Origin of the sequence: Edaphobacter sp. HDX4 (genome assembly GCF_036877565.1) — a bacterium.
Lineage (GTDB): Bacteria > Acidobacteriota > Terriglobia > Terriglobales > Acidobacteriaceae > Edaphobacter.
On record NZ_JAEDXW010000004.1, the window covers coordinates 73,046 to 91,000 of the forward strand.

Below are 17,955 nucleotides of genomic sequence, written 5' to 3' on the forward strand. Positions count from 1 at the left end.
GAGGGTCGTTCGCTTCCGTTGTCAGAGATCATAGGCTATGCAGCTTCGCTGTCCTTTTTAGGAGTATCGGTCTTCTCCTCAATACCCACGATGATTGTCGATCGGACGGGAACCTTGGAAGTTTGCTGAGAGCCACGCTGTATGCCCAGCTTCTCTGCAAGAGTCAGCGCCTGCGCTACCACCTGGTCCATGTTGTAGTACTTGTATGTTCCTAGGCGTCCTACAAAGTGCACGTGAGGAAGGGCCTCGGCCAATGCCTTGTACTTGGCATACAGTTCAGAATTCTGCGGCTGCGGAATAGGGTAGTACGGATCCCCCTCCGCCCGTGGGTGCTCAAAGACAACGCTGGTCTTTGGGTGCTCCTGGCCGGTGAGGTACTTAAACTCTGTAACCCGCGTATAAGGGTGCTCGTTGGGATAGTTGACCACCGCAGCCTCTTGATAGCGCGGTTTGTCGTGCGTCTGGTGCTCGAAGTGCAACGAGCGGTACGGCAACTTGCCATAGCAGTAATCGAAGTACTCGTCCACCGGGCCTGTGAAGATCAGATTGCGGAACTGAACCTCATCTTTCAGTTCCGCGTAGTCGGTGTTAAGCATCAGCTTGATATTCGGATGAGCAAGCATTTTTTCGAACATCCTGGTATACCCATGCAGCGGCATCGCCTGGAAGTGATCGGTGAAGTAACGATCGTCGCGTGTCGTGCGTACAGGCACACGAGCCGTTACGCTTGCGTCTAGCTCCGAAGGATCCAGATCCCACTGCTTCCGCGTATAGTTGCGGAAGAACTTCTGATAGAGGTCTCTGCCTACCCTGTTGACGACAACATCTTCCGACGTTCGAATCTGATCGCGCGGTTCTGCAACCTTCGCCAGGTAATCCTCCACCTCATGACAGGTGAGGTTCAGGCCGTAAAGCTTGTTCAAAGTGTTGGCATTGATCGGCATTGGAACCAACTGGCCATCCACACTGGTGAGCACGCGATGCTCATACGGGCGCCAGGTGGTGAACTTCGAGAGATATTGAAATACCTTCTCAGAATTGGTATGGAAGATGTGCGGGCCGTACTTGTGTACGAGAATGCCTGCATCATCGTAGTAATCGTATGCATTTCCAGCAATATGGTTACGCTTGTCTATAATCAGTACGCTTGCATCGTGCAGCGTGGCTAGCCGCTCAGCGAGAACACTTCCGGCAAAACCTGCACCCACAACTAAGTAATCAAACATCGGTCCCGGCTCCTTCTGTGATGTACTGCTTTGTTGCGGAACTTGCCGGACCCGGCGATTTGCATCGCTGAATCTCTTTCCACATGGATTCGAATGTTTTATCCCATGAAGTTTCAGCAAGGAACTCATCCACTTGTGTCAACCAGGTCTCATCCCTCTTTTGCAAGGCCTGTTCGATTGCGCTCGCAAATTCTTCCACGGTCGCACCGATGTGGACCAGGTGCATCTCGCCGTATGGCTTGACGACATCCGTGATAGGTGTGGATACGACAGGTCTGGCACCTGCAAGATACTCAGGAGTCTTGGTGGGACTGATAAATTGCGTCGAGGAGTTGCGCGCGAACGGCAGCATGGCCACGTCCCAGTTGCCGAGATAAGCAGGCAGCTCCCGATAGCTTTTTTGACCGAGATAATGCAGATTGTCGCCGCGGGGAAGGTCTGCCTCGCTGATCTTCACAATAGGACCGATCAGGATGAAGTGCCACTCCGGACGAAGCGAAGCAATCTCCTTTAGCAGGTTACGATCCAGGCGCTCGTCCAGTACACCGTAGAAACCGATACGCGGGTGCGGAATGTCAGTCTGGTCAGCAGGATCCTGAGGGTTCGCGCGTGCGGCTGCGAAGTGAGCATAGTCTATGCTGCTTGGAAAGAGATGAGCATTCGAGTGCTGCGTTCTCTTGGATGCGTAGAGACTGGCTCCCCCGACAAACACTACGTCGGAGCGCTCGAACAGTCTCCGCTCCTGATTTATCAATGCGGGAGGAGCACCCTGGAACGCCGACAGCTCGTCCATGCAGTCGTATACCACCTTTGACGGAGAGAGGTGGTCAGAGAATCGAAGCGCCATCGGCGTGTAGTACCAGGCAACAAAATCCTGCACATTATAGGTCGCGAGATATGTGTCGAGGAGCATACGCTGGGCCTCAATACCCTGCTCTTCGGTGAGCCCAGAAGGCAGGGTCGGTGTGAGCACCCGCACGCCTTCAGCAGTCTGTGTCACACTCAGTTCTGGTTTCTCTCGCGATTCAAACACGGGTTCCTCCCATAGATGAACTGTCCCGTGTCGTGCAAAGCGAGCCAACAAATGTTGTGGCCGTTGGTAGACAAAGTTCCAGCGAAGATGGCAAAAACAAACAATCACCAAGGCCGACTACCCATTCCTTCTTTGCGTTACGTCCAATCAGTTCGATGCGAATTTCGGCTGCTGCGTCAACCGGCTCCAGATCGGCTAATTGTTGGTTACCGCTAACAACTGGCTACGAGCCTGCGTGCTCATCAACTTCGGGGTGAACAGTCTGGCTCGGCCGGGAACAAGAACGTCGTGATCTTCGATAGCCTCTTGGGAATGGTTGCAGGACCTGATTGTGGTGGTGCAATCATCCCTCGCGGCCCGCCGCTTGATTCTCGTTCTACTTTCGAGTGCACGAATCATCGGGGCAGATATGAAAAGAGAATGCATCGAGTACCCTTGACACCGAAGAAAAGCTGGCGAGGGATCGAGTCAGCCAGAATGCTGCGACAATATCAATCACCACACGGTCAGAACGACTACCTGCCGGGGAACAATGCTACGAAGGATAAGCCAGAGTTCCATTGCCATCCCGGATCCGAGACAAAAGGAACCCCATCATCTAAGGGTCCCGAAGATAGTAGGTGACATGCCCCAGCCAAAACACGGTACACTCAAACCCGTGAAAACGAAGATTATGTTCGCAGTTATCTTGGCGACCGCGATAACCTCGACCGTCGCCGCGCAAGATGCGAAAAAGTTCCTCGGCCGTTGGGACATGACCGTTACCCCCGCCACAGGTAAACCTTACCCGCAATGGATGGAGCTCACGGAGAATGGAGGCAAGATTGAAGGCCGCGTTCAGCCCAGGGGCGGCGCATGGCATGCAATCATGGGTGCCCACCTGGCGTCAGACAAACTGATTCTGGATGTCGGGGAAGGCCGCCCTAGTACCCCCGGCTCGGAGATTAGCTGGGAGCTCACATCTCCCGCCGCAGGCAAGCTTTCCGGCATTGAAAAACACGGCGACGAGGCCGGTCCAATGCTCGCTGGCGTGAAGGCGCCTTCGCTTGATCGACCGATGCCGAAGAAGTGGAGCAAGCCCAGGCCCATCTTCGACGGCAAAGACCTTAATGGTTGGGAGCCGATCGGAAACGTCGAGAACAACAGATGGGTGGCTCGTAACGGCGAGTTGGTGAATGACAATCCCGAAGTACCCGGTCAGAGAACCCACGGGGCTGCCAACATCATGACTACGGAAAAGTTCCAGGATTTCAAGCTGCATATCGAAGTGAACTGCCCGGAAGGTGGCAACAGCGGCATCTATCTACGCGGTCGCTATGAGTTACAGGTGGGCACCGAAGGCGGAAAGCTCCCGTCGCATGAGATGGGCGCGATTTACAGCTGGTATCCACCGCCGGAGGGGTCAAAACCTGGTCTTGGAAAGTGGACGACCTTCGACGTCACCCTAGTTGGCAGACATGTGACAGTTTTGCGAGATGGCAAGATGTACCACAACAACGTCGAGCTTCCTGGCCCAACGGGAGGTGCCCTTGACAGCAATGAGGCCGAGCCGGGACCGTTCTATTTACAGGGGGATCATCACGGCATCATCGCTTACCGCAACATCACCATCTCGGTTCCGGAAAAGTAAGGGTCTGTCTCTCGAGGTCCTCCGCGAGCAGCATCTCAAATTCGGCTATCACGCCTAAAATAGGATCTATTTCTCCTAATCGAAGAGCAATCCATATCACGCACATGTTCAGTGCCGCATGTAGACGATCCGGAATGCCGCTGAGATCTTCGACACCGCCGCCGTTGCTGCCTAGGAATGACCTCAGATAGATCTCGTAGATCACTGCTCTTTCAACGCTCTAATTCGGCGCATCCAATCCTTCAGCATCTGCAGTTCACTCACGATTGCAAAAGAGCCAACACATGATCAACGATCTCTGGTACAAAAACGCGGTTATATATTGCCTTTCCGTCGCCACCTATATGGATGCGAATGGCGATGGGGTCGGCGACTTTAAGGGCTTGGGGCGGCGGCTCGATTTTCTGCATGGGATGGGGATCACCGCTGTCTGGCTGATGCCCTTCCAACCTTCGCCCTGGCGCGATGATGGGTACGACATCACCGACTATTACAACGTCGACCCGCGATATGGAACGCTCGGCGACTTCGTTGAGTTTACCCAGGGGTGCAGACAACGCGGCATCCGCGTGCTGATCGATCTAGTCGTCAATCACACCTCCAACGAACACCCATGGTTTCGCGAGGCCTGTCGCAATCCCAAATCGCAATTCAGAGATTGGTACGTGTGGTCGGCGAAGAAGCCTAAGAATGCAGATTCCGGCGTGGTCTTTCCGGGCGTGCAGAAGTCGACCTGGACGTGGGAAAAGAATGCGCGCTCTTACTATTTCCACCGCTTCTACGATTTCCAGCCCGATCTGAATACAGCGCATCCGGAGGTTCAGGCCGAGATCCTCAAAATCATGGGCTTTTGGTTGCAACTGGGCGTGGATGGCTTCCGCATGGATGCCGTTCCTTTTGTGATTGCGAAGAAGGGAGCGAGCCAGACGCACTCGGTCGAGTACTACGATATGCTGCGATCGTTCTCTGAGTTTCTCACCTGGAGGAAGAATGGGGCAATCATCCTCGGTGAAGCGAACATCGTACCGAAGAACGATCTTAAGTATTTCGGTCAATTCGGTGAACGCTTGCAAATGATGTTCAACTTCGAGGTGAACCAGCATCTCTTCTACGCGATGGCCAGTGGCGACACGCAGCCACTGATCAAAGCACTCAGTACTACGAAGCCTCGCCCGGCGACCGCGCAATGGGGACAGTTTCTAAGAAATCATGATGAACTCGACCTGGGACGGCTCACAGAGAACCAACGAAAGACGGTGTTTGCAGAGTTCGGTCCGGAGAAGTCGATGCAGTTGTATGGCCGCGGCATCAGGCGGCGGCTAGCGCCTATGCTCCACGGTGATCGTCGGCGACTCGAACTGGCTTACAGTCTTATGATGACTCTGCCGGGCACACCGGTCCTCCGGTACGGGGATGAGATTGGGATGGGGGACGACCTGCGCTTGCCGGAGCGTAATTGCGCGCGCACTCTGATGCAGTGGTCGACGGAACCGAATGCAGGTTTTACGACACACGCAAAACCGGTTATGCCAGTGATCGCAGACGGCGCCTATGGGTTTCAACAAGTCAATGTTGCAGCGCAGCGCAGAGATCCTGACTCGTTGCTCAATTGGATGGAGCGGATCATTCGCATGCGCAAAGAGGTTCCAGAAATTGGGTGGGGCGACTTTTCCTTCGTGACCCTCCGCACATCTGGCGTGCTGGCCATGAAATACGCCTGGCGCGACAACTCCGTGCTCTTCCTTCACAACCTGATGCCTGAACCGCGCGAGGTCCGTTTTCGCCTGACCTCAAAACGCGCCGACAAGCCAGAGGAACTGATTAATCTGCTCTCCAATGATCACAGTCATCCAGAGGATAGCGGAGGCCATTGCATTGTGCTTGAACCCTATGGATACCGCTGGTTTCGAATCGGCAGCCTGGACTATCTTCTGCACCGTTCCGACGTATAGAAAGTTCGGACAAAACCGTTAGAGAAAACTCCAGGATTAATTCGACCTTCGTGCTTCTTCCTGCGTCTGTCAGATTTAACCAATCCACCCGATGAAGGCGATTGCGCCGCTGCACGGAATATATCTGAATGCCACAAGCGCATAAGAGGAACGAGCCAACGGGCGGTCGATACGGTTGCGGTCGTTGCCTAGAAGGAAACCGCCGAATCCTGAGATGACAGTAGAACGCTGGTGCAAACGCGCTTGATCCGAAGATTCAGGTTTCGTATATCTATTTAGCGGATATCGGCACACACATCCGTGCGCTGCTGTCGCTCAGTGAGGGCGGTGGAGTTCCTGTTCCCCACGTCGAGGGCGAAGATCCCATCGTCAGCATCAGAGTAGCGCCATCCTTAATTTGCGCATGGCGGAACCAATTGGTTTGAAGATTTTCGCCGTTGAGCGTTGCAGACTGTACATAGCGGTTCAACCCTGACGAGTCGAAGCCCTTCGTCAGGATGTGCAGACGCCTTCCATTGCCCAAGGCTAGTGAGGCATCCGACACTGACGGAGAACTGATGAGATATATGTCCTGGCCGGCCACGGGAAATATCCCCAACGACTGAAAGAGCAGCCAACTCGACATCGCACCGGAATCATCGTTGCCTGGAATGCCAGCGCGAGTATCGTTGAAGGCTTTCTCTAGCAGTAGGTGCACAATATCGGCACTCTTATCCGGACGCCGACTGTAGTTATATAGCAAGGGCATCAGGAAACCAGGTTCGTTCGCGATATCGAAGTGGCCACGTGAAAAGATGAAGTCCATCCGGGCGTTGAACTCTTTCTCTCCACCCGCCATCTCAATCAACCGCCGCATATCCTGCGGCGCGTACAGAGAGTAAGTCCAGATGTCGCCCTCGTACATGAAGTCCGGCCATGTGCCGCGGACTACGAGATACGGATCAGCCCATGAACCATCCGGCTTCCGCGGGCGTAGGAATCCTTTGAAGCCGGATACCGACATGTTTGGGTCCCATAGATGCTCAAAGTTATGTGCGCGCGCCAGGGCCCGTGCCGCCTGCTTGGCCTGGCCCAAGCCACAGGCCACCTCTGCTATCGCGAAGTCATCGTATGCATACTCTACCGTCCGCGATCCAGCGCGTTCGTCAGCCGTAGTGATATAGCCGCGCGCGTTGTAGTCTTTCAACCCACCGCGGCCTTCCTTCTGAGCGTCCTGAGGCGGCACCTCTGCATCATGCAGCATGGCTTGCAATGCCGTGGCATAGTCGATACCGCTCAGCCCTTTCACATAGGCATCCGCCACCACCACGTTTGCATTGGAACCTCCCTGCGTACGTCCGTTGTCGTTCCCGCTACGGGCGTCCGGCATATAGCCGGTGTGACGGTAAATATCAATGAGCGAACGGATGATATCGCGTTGACGGCCGGGCGCAATCAGGGTAAGCAGCGGACTGGAGGTCCGATATGTGTCCCAGATTGCATAGTAGTCATCATAGTAGGGCTCAGTTGAAGACCAGCCCGGATTTTCTCCGGTGCGGTTCACTGGCATCATTATCACGTGATACATCGCCGTATAAAGTTCCCGTCGCTGTCTCTCGGTCGCCCCGCTCAGTTGCAGCTTACCCAGTTCCGCATTCCAGAGCGCGGTGTTCGCTTGATGTACCACTTCGAAGCTCCAACCGGGAATCTCCGTCTGGATGTTCTGCCGCGCCTGAGCCGCGCTGATGAAGGAGATGCCCACCTTTGCCTGCACCACTTGATGTGCGTGGGCATGGAGATCAAATGTAACTCCAATGGGCCGGTTCTCTGCAACAGTGGCATCCCGGTCCGCGCTCAATTCCGTACCGGTCCAAACTCTGACCTTTGTAGCGGGCGTGTCCAACAACAAGTCATAAAAGACACGGTATTCGCCGCCCTTATTCCAACCGCCGCGGAAGCGTGCTACACCCTGCACTTCATGATTCGAGACGACGTGGACCTCAGCACCCAGAAAATTCTGCGATTCCGATCCGGTGCCGAGTCCCAATGCGGCTGCCGCGTTCAACGTGATATGCGCGTCTCCCGAGTTGGCGAAGGTATAGCGATGGAAGCCAACGCGTCGGCTGCTCGTCAGTTCCGCACGCACGCTGTAGCGCGTAAGTGTCGCAGCATAGTAACCGGCTTGCGCGATCTCTTTCTCTCGTGGCGACTTGATGTCAGCTATATCCAGTGGACCTGTCACAGGAGCGACCAGGATATTGCCATACTTGCCCTGTGCACCGCTGAGGTGCAGGTGCGAGAAACCCAGGATCACACCATGACTCGAGTATCCGAAGCCAGAGCGCCTTCCATCGAAAGTCTCCATATCCGGCCCGACCTTCACCATGCCGAAGGGCACTGTAGAGCCTACAAAGGTGTTGCCCCCCCAATCGACACCGATGAAGGGATCCACATTACGTATGTAGTCCAGCGTCGCTGGCTTGCTTGATGCAAGTTCTTGAGCCGTGACCCGCGCGAGCCCAGGTGAAAGCACAAGCAGTATTGGTAGTGCACGAAGAATCGAGTGCCGTCGCATCGCTGAGTATCGCCTTTTCTGTACTAGAGTTATTCTCCGACTCCAGGAGCCTTCGGGTTAGTCGCCAGCTACGTGGTCTTCAGTTCGATGTGTTGAATCTCGCGTTGTGTGCGCGTGTCGATCACAACAGTGCCGTGTGGTTTATAACCGGATTGGCTCGCCACAGCGATGCGTCCATCTTGAGGTGCATACGATTAGGGAACTTGTGAAAGTGATCTTGAGACGCATGAGCATATTTTGACTTTCCGCAGTGAAGTTGAGGCATGGCCTACTGCTACGGCGACGAACGGGCAGGCGAATGTTGCTGACCTTCCCGTTCGTCCTTCACATCGAATCTAAAAAGTGTAACGAAGACTGGCCTGCATGGAACGCTGGCCAGTCTTGCTGGTCACTCTTCCGAAAGTCGAACTGGTGGGGTTCGTATCCGGAGCTGTCAGATTTGGGTGATTCGGAAAGTCGAAGGCTTCGAAGCGAAAGGTAAGGTACTGCTCGTTGACGGTGTAGAACCGTTTCTGCAGACCCGCGTTGAAGTTCTCCACACCTGGCCCGCGCAAGATATTCCGGTTGTGCTGCGGCGTGAACGTGCCGGAGGCCGGCGCTACAAACGCGGCGGGATTGAACCAGAAGTTCTGGTCGGATGTACCCGCTGAGAACTTCCCTGCGCCCGCCAGACTGACACCGGGCACGGTGGAATAAAACTGCGCACCACCGCCCGTACCGACGCCGGCAATATCTGTCGTGGTCGTCACTGAAACTGGAACGCCAGTCTGGAAGTTATAGATCTGTGTGATCTGCCACCCTCCCAGGATCTCGCGTGCAAGTCGATTGGTGCCATTGAACGGAATATCCGTAATTGCATTGATTGCGATCGCATGACGTATGTCGTAATCCGCCGTACCGCACAGGTATTTCGGATCGTGGACGCTGGGAAGGAAGTTTTTCTGGAATGATCCACAGTCCGTTGCATTCGCTAGCGTATACGCCACACCAAAGCTCACGCCGTGCTGGAAGCGGTGATTCAAGTCGACCTGCAGACCCCGGTAAGCAGAGCCGGACCCCTGCATAACTAGCGTGATAGGACCATAGCCGGCATAGGGTCGATACGAGTTAATGTTCAACTTTGCAGCGCTGGCTGCGGCGACGGAACCTGCAGGAGCCTCGTTGAGGTTGGCCTGAAACTGACCATGTAATCCGCGGCGCCCTACATAGGCAACTCCGAGCACCGTGTTGAACGGCAGCTGTCGCTCCACGGAAAGGCTCCAGACATACGCCTCAGGCTGCGGCGAACTACGGTCCACGCGTCCTGAAACGGTCGGGAATGAGCCCGCCGTACCACCCCCAGGGTTATCAACGCTGCCGCCACTGATACCCGCATAAGACTGCAGCGGTGGCGCCCCGCCTTCGAAGACACCATCGGAGACACCCTGCCGACTCATGTAGCGACCGAAACCTGAGCGCACCACCGTCTTCGAGTTCACCGCGTACGCCAGACCGATACGTGGTTGAAAGGTGGTGTAGTGCACATCGATGTAGCCGCGCGGCAGATTGTGGAACAGGCGGTCCGCCGCTCCCGTAGTCGCCAGCGGAACATGAGCTTTCGCACTCTCAGTAAAACCGTCTCCAAACAGCACGGTGCCGTTTAGCGGGTCTCCTGTGCCAGAAATCGGGTTTCCGTTTCGATCGAGTTGCACAGCATTCGCCGCACTGTAGAAGGCTGGGTCAAATGTACCGATGTTGTTCCAAAGACTATAGAAAGGCCGCACAATCGAGTAACGCACACCGTAATCCAGGTGTAGCTTGGAACTTACCTTCCACGAGTCCTGCGCGAAGAATTCGAACATGTTTGCTCGGTAAGGCGTCTCTGCACGTGGCCCCACCTCAGCATAGCTCTGGAAGATACCTAGCGCCGCATCTGCTGTATCAAGACCTGTACCGGCTGGGTTGGCGCTCGAGAACTCAAACTTACCATTCTGGTTGTTGGTTTGGCCCGGCACGCTGTTCTGGCCGGAGATTTGATCCTTATCGTTCTCACCCGCCCGCTCATACAGAACGCCGGCGCGCAGTGTGTGGTTGCCGATAATATGAGTAAAGGTGTCAGCATAGTCAAACACTTCACCTTGTGAGTGCGAGGGATAGGCGCTGCCATCCATGGTTGTGATCGCACTACTATCAAACTGCACAGTAGGAATTTTATTGGGGAGATCCTTACCGGTTGGAAAGAGGAACGGATAGTTGACGCCATATCTCGTTCGATCGTAAAGACCACTGCTCGTGTCGATGGAAAGGCGATCGGCGCTATGCGCTGCCGTGATCAGTACTTCATTGATGGTAGTCGGGCTGAAGGTGTGAACCCAGTCGAGAGAGACAGTCTGGTTGGGCCGATTAAAAATACGGGGCACGAGGTCGTAAGCCGCTGAGAATGGATTGTTCTCATAATAGTAAAAGTGCGTTAGACGGAATCGAATATAGTCTTTTTCGGTTGGCACGATGTCCAGGTTCCCGCTATCAATCTGCTGATTTTGCGGATGCTTCGCAATCTGCAGCAGGTTTTGCGTCCCCACGAGGAATCCGGGCGTCGGTGTGGGAAAGACCGTCAGCAAGCCAACACCGTTAGGACTTAGGCGGCTCTTTGGGATGATGTTGCCAGGAAAGCAGGCCGGCCCACCGGTCTTCGGGTTGCAGACGCCTGTTGCTTGCGGGTCACGCAGATGCGTGGAGACCGAGGAGAAGTCACCAGTGCGGAAGGCGGGATTCGGTACCGTAACCGGGGCCGTGTTAGTCGCAGGGAAGTGTACAAACGCCTCAGAGTAGAGGAAAAACACCTTACCTTTCGGTAGCACATGCGGAAGGTACCCCGGGCCGTTTACGCTGAAACCAAACTGGTTGTAGGTGAAAGGCGCCACGTAATTCGACTTCACGCTGTTGGGTAGCGCAGAGTTGAAGTTTGCGGAGGCGTGGTTGCGTACCCAGGTATTGGCGTTGAGCACCGGGTTTTGCAGATACTCATAGACCGTGCCGTGGAAGCGATCCGTGCCAGCCCGTGTAATGATCCGCACCTGTCCCCCCACGGATCTGCCGTATTCGGCCGGATAGTTCGACGCAAGCACCTGGACTTCCTGCACATTCTCAAGATCGACGACACCCACGGAGTCGCCGCTTGCGCGCACGCGCACCGCTACTGCTCCGTCATATGTCACCAAGTTGTCGCGGTCACGGGCACCGTTGATATTCAGACCCCCGAGGCCGGTGCTGAACTGGAAATTCGATACGTTGCCGCTGGTACTGGTTACACCGGCCTTTAACAAAGCCAGGGTGATGGGATTGCGCCCACTCAATGGCAACAACTCCGCCTGCTTGCTTGTAATCACGCGCCCGAGGACAGTGCTGTCGGTCTGAATGCCGGTCTCCTGAGCCGCTACTTGCACCGTCTCGTTGGTGCTGCCCACCATCAGTTTCAAGTTGGCCGTGGTCGTCACCGCGGGGTCCAGGTTGTTACCTTTGCTGGTAACCGTTCGAAAGCTTGAAGCCTGCACAATGATTGTGTAGCGACCTGGCGATAGGCTGGGGATCGTGTAATAACCGGAGTCACTCGTAACCGCCTTGTGTTCTGCCCCGGTTGCCTCGTCGATCGCAGTCACGGTAGCGCTCGGGATCACTGCTCCGGATTCATCGGTAATGGTACCCGACACTCCAGAGAGATCGGACTGCCCGAACAATGGCAGACAGGAACATGCCAACACGCATGCCAGGATCAGCGATGTATAGCGCCGCTGCTTACGCAGCTGATGGGCAAATATGTGCCAGAACTTCATCACTGGAATAGCCTCAAAGAGAAGATTTGACAGCGGCAGAGTCGATGGCCTCAGGCAATCCTCCGCGCTGCTTGTGGGATTTATCCGATCATCCGCGAGAGCCGGAACCCTCACAAGGGGTTCAGAACCGTGAAAAAAATCTCCGCCTGCCGATAACTACTTTTAAATAAATAACTTATCGGACACGATTCTTCTAATATTCATCGACGCTCGAGTGTTCCGCACACGGGTGAACACTCGTGTATGGCCTCATTTACACCCCCTAGAACGCGTCCGCATAGCGGGAGGCGGAATCGTTCATGGCCCATTCATAAGAGCGACATAGCTTTATCCCTGAGACCCTCTTAACCGAATATGCAGACCTTGGAACCAGCACCGAAGATCGAATCTCAGGCGACGGCCTTAGACCTGCTCAATGCCGGCAAGGTAAGAATCCATCCCCATGCAGACGATCCACGCTGGGAGCTTGCGTTGCGCATCGCCTCCAGCGGAAGCCTCGGGCGATCGCGCCTGCTTGCTCGCTTCCTGCTCTTCATCGTCGACCGACATATTCGCAATCGGGCCGATGAGATCACTGAGCAACAGATTGGCATGCTTGTCTTCGACAGACCGGAAGGTTACGACTCAAACGAGGACAACATCGTTCGCAGTTACGCCCGCAACCTCCGTCGCCGCATAGACGACTACTACACAGGGGAAGGCAAAGCCGACCCTCTGCTCCTGGAGATACCGCGCGGAGGCTATACCCCATGCTTTTCTCCACGAAAGCTCGTCGAAGAGTCGTCCTTTCCCTCCACGGAGAGGGCGCACACTCCTCTCGACTGCCCGCCTGACACGTTGCCCGATCCTGGATTCATTAGCCGAAAACCTTTTACAGCAGCTTTATTTTTGTGGAGCTACGGCCCCCTGCTGACGCTCTGCTTCGGCATCGCCTTAGGACTCACAATCACGGCAATCCACCCCCTACGCTTCCTCGGGCGCGCAAGTGAATCGTCAACGGAGGCTATATCAAATTGCCTCTGGCGGCAGATGTTTGATGCTGATCGAGATACCTTTATCGTGCCCTCGGATGATGGTCTGGTCATCATGCAGCGCCTCACGGCGCGTCCAGTGCCACTCGGCAGCTACATCAGCGGGGGATATCGAACCAGCAAGAACGGTCGGGAAAATCCAGATGATGCTGAAATCCTCAAGTTGGGCGCTCGACGCTACACCAGTGTCGTCGATCTCGATTTCGCCACGCATCTGGCACAGCTTGAAAGGGTCAATCGCTCGCGTATGACCATTCGGTACGCCCGCGATCTTCGGATGGACGACCTCCGCACCGGGAACGCCGTGCTCATTGGTTCCGTCGAATCCAATCCGTGGATTCAACTCTTCGTACCACAGATGAACTTTCGTCAAAGTATCAACACAGACCCACAAACTCCCTCCGGCCTCGTGAATACGCATCCACATGCAGGTGAGCGCACGCTCTACGGTACCCAGGAACAGGACCACACTTACGGTCTGATAGCGTTTCTCCCCAACCTCACGTCCACGGGACATGTCCTTATCGTGGGAGGTCTCAATACGGCAGGAACGCAGGCGGCCACAACGTTCCTGCTCACTCCATCTCTGATTGCGCCGACTCTCCAGCGCGCTCGAGAGCCGAACGGCCAATTGCGATCGTTCGAGCTTCTGATCGGCGCAGACAACTTCTCCTCAAACGCATCCGCTCCCCAGATAGTCGCTGAACGCATCAAAACGCGCTGAACAGCTGAGGATCGAGTTGTGATCCGTGATTCATGAGCCGAGAGACTAACCAACGTGTGCCTTGAGGGTTTTGGTAGCCGTGCTTACCCTTCTGGCTTCTTCGTCGTCCTCCCGCAGTTCCGCGATCATGATTTGCGCGAACCTCTGCACCTTGCCCACCTGTGAAGGCACAGCTTCGCTTTCCTGCGAGGTTCACACCCCTTCTTGTTGCTTGGTTGAAAACCTCATCAAGTCGGCCAGGCATGCGGTATCGAATGTACAGCCGCGTCCTAGTGCCTCGTCGACGATGCCCCAGCTATTCGCGATCGAGAATGGAATTGATGCGACACTCCACAAAGAAGATGCCGTGGACTACCTCTGCACAAATAGGGCGAGGTGAAAAACGAGAGGCAGGAGAAAAGGTCGCGTCTCTGGTTCTGATAAAGAAGGAGAATGCAGCACAATGGACCCACGTACATACTTCTGTCTTATTGAAAGAATTTTTTGCGATAGGTGATTGATTTCTTGGCGGAGCTGATCAGGTGTATTACAAACGTTCTTCCATGACACGGGCGTGTCGAACTGGCGCGCTCAACTTAATTTGGCTTGAGGATATTTGGACGCCATGATCGACGAGATACCGGTTGAGTGGCCTCTCGTCAGTTGCATCGTTACACAAGATTGTTTTGGTTGTTACGAGTTTCATAGCTTTTGCTCAGGATTCAATCAGAATTTCAATTTCAAAGCGAACTGCATCTCGCGCGGCGTTCCCGAGCCCACGGGACTGACAGGAGTCGTGGTGTTCACCGTCTGGATAATGCTGCCGAAGCTAGGGACGCCGAAGGTGGTCTGCGGCGGACCATATTGCGGATGATTGAACATGTTGAAGAACTCCGAGCGGAACTCCAGCTGTGCACGTTCTGTGATCGAGACCTTCTTCATTACACCGAGATCCATCTGCCATGCGCCGGGGCCGCGGCCGATATCCCGCGGAGCGTCACCGAAGGTCCCGTTGTCCGGCATCGCGAACGCCGCCGGATTGATCCACTCGCCGATGCTCTTGCCTGCCGGCGGCGTCAGCGAAACGCCAGGGACCAGATCAGGACGCTGGCTGCTGGTGTTGCCGTCTGGCACGCTCGCCGCAGAGCGATTGACCAGCACATTCACCGGAAAGCCGGTGCGCACTACTGCCAGCGAGGTGAGTTCCCACGAGCCAGCAATGTTGCTCAGAACTCCTCGTTGATTTAAAAACGGCTTGTTCGGCCCGAAGGGCAGCTCATAGACGGCATTGGCGTTCACCACGTGACGAACATCCCAGATGCCGCTGCTGCGCTCGCACGCTGGACAGGCGACGTCCTGCGGCACTAGCGAGTCGCCGTCACCGCTGCCATTCGAGCCGTTGTCGATCTCATGCGACCACATGTAATTCGCTGAGAAGAGAATCCCGCGCGAGAACGACCGTTTTACCGCAGCGGAAAATCCCTCGTAGTCGCTCGAGTCCTTGTTGCCGCGCCAGCTCACCTGGCCGAAGCCTGGATAGGGCCGCGTACCCGTCAGTGGATCCACAACGTTTACAGCAGAGAGCGCCAGCAGGTGAACCCCCTTGCTTCCCACATAGGAGAGTGTGCTGACGAAGTCCGCTGGCAGTGCTCGCTGGACGGAGAGTCCCCACTGCTCTACGTAGGTGTCCTTGCGCAAGCGGTCGGCGTCGCGCGGCGAGATGACTCCCTGCGTGTTGGAGAGAAATGGGTCGATCGGATAACTGAGGTGGGGGATGGTCTTGTTCGACAGCGAATACGCGAAGACCTCGTTGCTGATGGGCAGGTTCTGATCGTCCAGTTGGCCGTCTTCGTGGTAGATGCCGAAGCCCGCGCGAATCACTGTCTCACCGCTCTTATCCGGCGCCCATGCAAAGGCTATGCGCGGATCAATATCGCTGTAATTCCGTTGGCCGAAGCTCGCGCCTACGCCACAGAATCCTTGTTCCCCGCACGTGGCGAAATCAAACGGATTGGCCCGCCCCAGAACTTCGTGAAAGATATTGAAGAAACTGTACCGCAGACCCAGATTCAGCGTGAGCTTCGGCATCCACCGGAACTCATCCTGAACATATCCAAAGTACTGTGTCTTGCGCAGTCCGTTCACGGGCAGAGTTCCATTCAAACTCGCCGTGCTCACCTGGTTCGCATCGAACGCCGCGGTCGAGGCGAATGCGATGGTTCCGGCCTCCGTATTTCCCTGATTCAGTTGAATCCGCCGGATCTCGACTCCGGCCTTCAATGTGTGCCGCGCCCGCACCCACGTCAGGTTGTCGATCTCCGAAAATGAATTCCCTGTCCCTCTGCTCACGCGATTGTTGTTCAGCGTGGTGAAGCCTGCGACCGAGACCGCATAGGGTATACCCGTCTGGTTGAGGTCGATTGTCTTTGCTGTACTACGGTTGAACCCGAACTTGATCTCGTTCACCAGGTTCGGATTAAAGATATGCATCAGCTCAAGACCACCGTTGACCGGGGCCGATGTGAGCTGTTGCAGGTCTTTGAGATATTGCCCGGAGCTTGCCAGCGGCTGCGTATTCACTGCGCGGTCGAAATTGAAGCGTATAAAACCGGTGGTCTTCTCCGAAAAGCGCTGGTCGAGCCGCATCATCGCGGAGTTCTCATTGATCGCCTGCGTGCCCTCGCTTACGAACTGGTTTATGTTCGGGTCGCTCGTCAACAGCTGGCCTGATGGGTAAGCGTTCACGATCGCCGCGAGCGCCGGCGAATCCTTAAGAACCTTTGCGCGGAATGTGTTGCTCGGCACGTAACCGCTCAGCGGGAATCCCCAGCGCTGCCGGTATCCCTCATAGGCAAAGAAGAAGAACGTTCTCCCGCGCACGATAGGACCGCCCAGCGATGCGCCAAATTGATTCAGATGAAACGGCGGCTGCGACGCATTTGTAACCGGCACGGGCTGTTGCGCGTCGAAGACGTTGTTGCGCAGATATTCAAATGCGTGTCCGTGCCAGTCGTCCGTACCCGAAGGCGAGGTGACGGCCAGCTGCGGTCCGCCTGTCCCCCCGCCCTCCGCTGTCGCCAGCATCGCATCGATGCGAAACTCCTCGATCGTGTCAAGTGGAATGGCAAGGCGTACGTAGGGCTGCTGCGCCTGGTTGATGATGTTGGTCGCGTCGATGCCGTCGTAAGTGAAGTTGTCGTCATCGCGGCCTCGTCCCGCAAAGCGAATCGATCGCTGGTTGCTGCCCCCGGTGTCCACCGCGCCAGGCACGAGTGCCGTCAGTGTCGCCCAATTTCGGCCGTTGAGGGGCAACTCTTGCGCCTGTATCTTTTCGATGCGGCCGCCCAGCGCATCGGTGTTCGTATCGATCTGCTCCGAACTGGCCGATACCTCCACCCGCTGCTCTCCGCCCGAGACCGCGAGCTTCGCATTCAGCTGGCGGGTCCGCCCGATCGTCTCTTCGACATTCACAAAGGTCGCGTTCTTGAAGCCGGCGTGTTCGAAGGTAATCGTATAGGAGCCCACCGGAAGTTCGGCGATGTGGTAGCTGCCATCGGCGTGGGACACGGTCTCACGCCTCAGTTGGGTGGAGTTCTCAACCGCGGTGATGTGCGTTTCCGCCAATGCACGGCCGGTGGGATCAGTCACCGAGCCGCTCAGCCCGCTGCGGTCCACCTGTGCATGGCAGAGCGAAGCGCCCATAAGGCTCAGAACAAATAAAGCAAGGAGATCAGTCCATTTCATTCATATGTACCTAAAAGACATTTAAGCAAACGCATCTGTAACCAAGATGACGATCCAGTTAAGGATTCTGAACTGAGAGACAAACAAGGTCAGAGAGCTCGAAGTTCATACAAATTAAGCAGCGAAGGGACTCTTGTTGGCTTGATCTGACCCGACACAATAATGTTCCCCGTTAGAGATGTTGATCGAAAAGCTGGGCGATTCCAAAGCATTCTTGGTGAGGGATTCCTGCTTGCCGATAAGCGCCCCGCTTGCCTGGGCTCAAGTGTG

8 protein-coding genes are annotated in these 17,955 nt (G+C 55.6%); 3 read left to right on the top strand and 5 right to left on the bottom strand.

What is annotated here, in order from left to right:
• Positions 1-35: 35 nt before the first annotated feature.
• The gene (glf, locus tag JAO29_RS05925) at positions 36-1,226 is read right to left on the bottom strand and encodes a UDP-galactopyranose mutase (protein ID WP_334267271.1); all 1,191 of its coding nucleotides are present in this window, start codon (positions 1,224-1,226) and stop codon (positions 36-38) included.
• Positions 1,219-2,259 (bottom strand): glycosyltransferase, encoded by a 1,041-nt coding sequence (locus JAO29_RS05930; RefSeq protein ID WP_334267272.1) that lies wholly within the window; start codon positions 2,257-2,259, stop codon positions 1,219-1,221. Before JAO29_RS05930 ends, glf begins: the two co-directional genes overlap by 8 nt.
• A 673-nt stretch (positions 2,260-2,932) precedes the next feature.
• Between JAO29_RS05930 and JAO29_RS05935 the strand changes: the two genes are divergently transcribed.
• A complete protein-coding gene (locus JAO29_RS05935; RefSeq protein WP_334267273.1) occupies positions 2,933-3,889 on the top strand; it encodes a 3-keto-disaccharide hydrolase in 957 nt (318 codons plus the stop codon).
• Positions 3,890-4,173: 284 nt separating this feature from the next.
• Positions 4,174-5,841 carry an alpha-amylase family protein gene (locus JAO29_RS05940; RefSeq protein ID WP_334267274.1) on the top strand — a complete coding sequence of 556 codons (1,668 nt, stop codon included), beginning with the start codon at positions 4,174-4,176 and terminating at the stop codon, positions 5,839-5,841.
• Positions 5,842-6,112: 271 nt separating this feature from the next.
• Here JAO29_RS05940 and JAO29_RS05945 read toward each other — a convergent pair whose 3' ends face one another.
• Both JAO29_RS05945 and JAO29_RS05950 read right to left on the bottom strand, forming a co-directional pair.
• Positions 6,113-8,395, bottom strand: coding sequence for a GH92 family glycosyl hydrolase (locus JAO29_RS05945; protein ID WP_334267275.1), 2,283 nt, complete (start codon positions 8,393-8,395; stop codon positions 6,113-6,115).
• Between the two features lie 335 nt (positions 8,396-8,730).
• The gene (locus JAO29_RS05950; RefSeq protein WP_334267276.1) at positions 8,731-12,207 is read right to left on the bottom strand and encodes a TonB-dependent receptor; all 3,477 of its coding nucleotides are present in this window, start codon (positions 12,205-12,207) and stop codon (positions 8,731-8,733) included.
• A 354-nt stretch (positions 12,208-12,561) separates the two neighbouring features.
• On the opposite strand from JAO29_RS05950, the gene JAO29_RS05955 reads away from it, so the two are divergent.
• Positions 12,562-13,962, top strand: a complete 1,401-nt coding sequence (locus JAO29_RS05955) for a hypothetical protein (protein WP_334267277.1) — start codon at positions 12,562-12,564, stop codon at positions 13,960-13,962.
• 705 nt (positions 13,963-14,667) lie between these two features.
• Here JAO29_RS05955 and JAO29_RS05960 read toward each other — a convergent pair.
• Positions 14,668-17,685 carry a TonB-dependent receptor gene (locus JAO29_RS05960; RefSeq protein ID WP_334267278.1) on the bottom strand — a complete coding sequence of 1,006 codons (3,018 nt, stop codon included), beginning with the start codon at positions 17,683-17,685 and terminating at the stop codon, positions 14,668-14,670.
• Between the last annotated feature and the right edge of the window lie 270 nt (positions 17,686-17,955).

Bases quoted from the DNA above. Each gene is read 5' to 3' on its own strand.
- JAO29_RS05950 (WP_334267276.1), bottom strand. From the start codon at position 12,207: ATGAAGTTCTGGCACATATTTGCCCATCAGCTGCGTAAGCAGCGGCGC.
- JAO29_RS05935 (WP_334267273.1), top strand. From the start codon at position 2,933: ATGTTCGCAGTTATCTTGGCGACCGCGATAACCTCGACCGTCGCCGCG.
- JAO29_RS05945 (WP_334267275.1), bottom strand. From the start codon at position 8,395: ATGCGACGGCACTCGATTCTTCGTGCACTACCAATACTGCTTGTGCTT.
- glf (WP_334267271.1), bottom strand. From the start codon at position 1,226: ATGTTTGATTACTTAGTTGTGGGTGCAGGTTTTGCCGGAAGTGTTCTC.
- JAO29_RS05955 (WP_334267277.1), top strand. From the start codon at position 12,562: ATGCAGACCTTGGAACCAGCACCGAAGATCGAATCTCAGGCGACGGCC.
- JAO29_RS05940 (WP_334267274.1), top strand. From the start codon at position 4,174: ATGATCAACGATCTCTGGTACAAAAACGCGGTTATATATTGCCTTTCC.
- JAO29_RS05960 (WP_334267278.1), bottom strand. From the start codon at position 17,685: ATGAAATGGACTGATCTCCTTGCTTTATTTGTTCTGAGCCTTATGGGC.